At 48.4% G+C, this 3,454-nt stretch carries 2 protein-coding genes; both read right to left on the reverse strand.

Features of this window, described 5'->3' with window-relative positions; translation table 11 throughout:
- Positions 1-1,419 (reverse strand): sensor histidine kinase (locus SFV55_RS02055; RefSeq protein WP_320027786.1); only part of this gene is annotated, 1,419 nt, incomplete at its 3' end.
- A gap of 80 nt (positions 1,420-1,499) precedes the next feature.
- Positions 1,500-3,116, reverse strand: coding sequence for a sensor histidine kinase (locus tag SFV55_RS02060; protein WP_320027787.1), 1,617 nt, complete (start codon positions 3,114-3,116; stop codon positions 1,500-1,502).
- Between the last annotated feature and the right edge of the window lie 338 nt (positions 3,117-3,454).

The raw sequence follows: 3,454 nt of genomic DNA on the forward strand, positions 1-3,454 counted from the left end.
GATGGCAATGTTGAGCAATTGAGGCGAGTGCTGTTCCACCTTTATGCACAAGTTTTTGGGACCATTGCTGGGGCGAAGGCCGTGTAAGATCGCATTTTCGACAAAAGGCTGCAAGAGCATGGTAGGGATTTCGACGTTTTCTTGATCCACCAGAGGGTCAACCTGGATCGAAAAATCAAAAGGGCTACGCAGAGCCTCCAGGCAGCAATACTTACGCAGGGCTTCGAGTTCGTCTTTGAGCAACACAAACTCGTGGGCGGCACTATCCACCACATAACGCATGAGTTGAGCCATCTCGGTGAAATAGCGGTTGACTGCGTCAAACTTCTTTTCGTGGATCAGGTCCTGAATGGAGCCCAGGGTGTTGAACAAAAAATGAGGATTAAGCCGGGAGCGCAAGCCAGTGAGGGCCAGGCTCGCGCGGTCGCGTTGGGAGCTGAGTTTGCGGTTTTGGAAAAAAGAAAAACCACTAAAACCGAGCAGTACCACAAAAAGGCCTTTGAAGAGCATGAACAAGTATTCGCGGTTCAACATCTTGGATTTGAGTCTGACCTTGAACTGGTAAGCGTCGCGTCCAAGTTTGTCACTTTCCTCCAAGAGCAGATTGATTTGCACCAAAGAACCCAGTTCGATGGTAAAATATCCAGCCTTGCCAGATTGGTCGAAGGCCATGGCACGGTAAACCTTTTTGTTATCACCACCAGGAGCGTCAATGATTCCAGCGGTGTGGATTTTCCATTTGCGGCCCAGGGCATTGATGGTACTGTCTTTCACGATGAGCGTAGGAGGATTGCGCAGGATTTCCTTAAGCGAATTGTATTCAGCAGGGATGTATTCACCCTGAGCATCTTTAGGCATTTTTTGTTGCGTAGGCTGGTAGAAAGACTCCGGTTTTTTCACTTCGATGGGGCGATCTTCCCGCAAAGCAAACATCGACATGTTGATGCTGGCACCACCTGGATTGAGCTGTTTAGGCGCACGATTGAGGATGATCACGGTATAACTGCCCGGGATATCCAGCACCACTACAGCTACATCACCCTGGTGAAAAAAGGAAGTCACTTTGCCGAGTTTGCCCCCAAAGTTGGCATAATCCGCAAAGAGGTCCAGCGGGTCCTTTTGCTCAGCATTTTTACGGTAGCCCCGCCATTCTGGTGTAACCGAGGTAGCGAACTGCGCGTTTTGCAGCCAATTTTGGTCCATTCGCAACATAAAGCGCATGCCGATAAAAGTCATGCTGTCGTTGCGAACCGCTTCACGTAAAGGTGCGATTTGCTCCAGGTAAGGCAGGATAGAATGGATTGAAGCCTTGCGCAGCGAATCGAGGTTGGTTTTTGCGGTGGCATTGCTGGAGAGCATTGTACAAACCACAAACAATACCAGTAAACCAAAAGGAAATTGCTTTTGAAAAGAGGTCATTGATGTAAGGTGTTTAAGGAGGGGGTCAACCTCCAAGGTCAAGCATAAAAATGGAAAAAGAATAGGAAGTTTAGGAACAATTAAATGGGGATCGATAGCTGGACCACAGTCCCCGTTTGGCCGGGTTTGAGGCGACTGCGATCCGTTATTTGCAGGGTGATTTTTTCTTTTTTGCCCTCGTTGAGCAGGTCGATGCGTTGTTGGGTGGTGGCCAGGCCCTGGTGCTCGCGGGTATCCTGGAGTTTTTGGCCCCGGCGCTGTGCTTCTTCGATGCCGATGCCATTATCCAGGATAGAGATGCCAATGCGGTTGCCACTCTCGGGCCAAAGGCAAATCTTGAGTTCTTTGGGATCAGTACCAGGGCGCAGACCGTGCAGGATGGCATTTTCCACAAAGGGTTGGAGTAGCATCGTGGGGATTTCGGTGTTGTTTTGGTCGATGTCCTTTGAAATATCGAAGGAGTACTGGAAAGGAGTGCGCAAAGATTCCAGCGAGCAGTATTTTTCCAAGGCCTCAAGTTCCTGAGCAAGGGGCATATAAGCATATTTGGAACTATCCACCACGTAGCGAAGCAGGCGGGCAATTTCGTCGAAATAGCGATTGGCGGCAGCTTTGTTGTCCTCGTTGACTAGGTCCTGGATGGAAGCCAGGGAGTTGAAGAGGAAGTGGGGATTGAGTTGGGCGCGGAGGCCATTGAGGGCCAAATGGGTACGAAACTGAGCCCGCTCCAGTTTTTTCATCCGGTTGCGGTAATAGAGGTAAGCGCCCAGTCCCAGAAAGGTCAAAAGCAAGACCCAGCGGTAGTCCAGGTTCCAAGATTTTGGGGTGCCTTTTTTTTCACCCAAAGTATACAAAGATTCCCGGCTATTGCTGTTGGAAGCCTCCAGGCTCAGATTGAGCACCCAAAAATCAGTCACGGCCTGAAAAACGAAGTACCCGGGGAGACCGGTTTTTTCTTCCAGTGCGTAGACCCGATAAGCCCGGCGGTTGTTGAGGAAAATCTCCCCTTTTTTTTGGATGAGCCAACGTTTACCCAGGGCTTCAATGGAATTGGCACCTACTCGGGTGATTGATTTTTCGAGAATTGTACTGACGAAGTTTCCGTGCAAAAAATCAGGAAGCTGGTTGATTTGTTCCCGTTTGCGGAGTGATATGCGGTAGGAAATGGGTTCCTTGAATTTTTCAGGGAAAAGTTCGTGTGCACTCATTCCGATTTCTACGCCATTGTTAAACTGACGATTGATGTAGATTACTTTAGAAGCAAAGATGTCGCCAAACTTCAGCAAGAGCATGTCTTTAGAGTAAACGACCTGTTGAACCCGCCAGAGGCGATCTTCGTAAAAAACGTTGTGATTGAACACATCCAAGAGCCCATCATTGAGCCCTCCGCGCCAGTAGCGTTGCCATTCAGCAGGAACCGTTTTTGCATAAGTGGCTGTGTCCAGCCAGTTGATGTTCAAGGAGAGGACAGGTTTGAGTTGGAATGCCCGGGTGGAGCTGGAATCTCCTTTGAGGAACTCGTTTACCCAGGCTATGCTTTCGATGTAGGGTTTAAATGTAGCAATTAGTGCCTGACGCTCCTCTTGAGGTTTGGTTGAAACAGGATTGTGATTAGCCAGTAGCCCTCCATTCATTCCAAGCACAAAAGCAAATAGGATCAAGATGTCGGCAGCAATGAAAGGCTTAATATTTTTCATAGTGGTACTTTTTGTGAACGGTTCAAAGATGCGAGTCTGGTGCGTAAAATGAGTGGGCGAGCAATTATTCGTAGGCACTTTTCGATTATTCGTAGGCATTTGGCAATTATTCGTTGGGGGGAGGGAAGGGGCTGTTCCTGAAGTTTTTTTTAAATTGCCCCTTAAACGGCAGTCAGCCAGCCCAAGGTTGGCCCAGAAAAGCTTATCATTTTATCGATCAAACGAATGGCAAAAAGCAGCAAATCCCTCCTAGTAGACCAGACTGAAATCAGTTGGATATGGGTAGATAAAGAAGAGTACTTTTCACTTACGGACATAGCCAAAAAATTTGGAGAGCC

Source organism: Haliscomenobacter sp., assembly GCF_033763495.1.
Lineage (GTDB): Bacteria > Bacteroidota > Bacteroidia > Chitinophagales > Saprospiraceae > Haliscomenobacter.

What these genes read in the sequence shown, in the direction of transcription:
- SFV55_RS02060 (WP_320027787.1), bottom strand. Translation starts at nt 3,116, where the DNA reads ATGAAAAATATTAAGCCTTTCATTGCTGCCGACATCTTGATCCTATTT.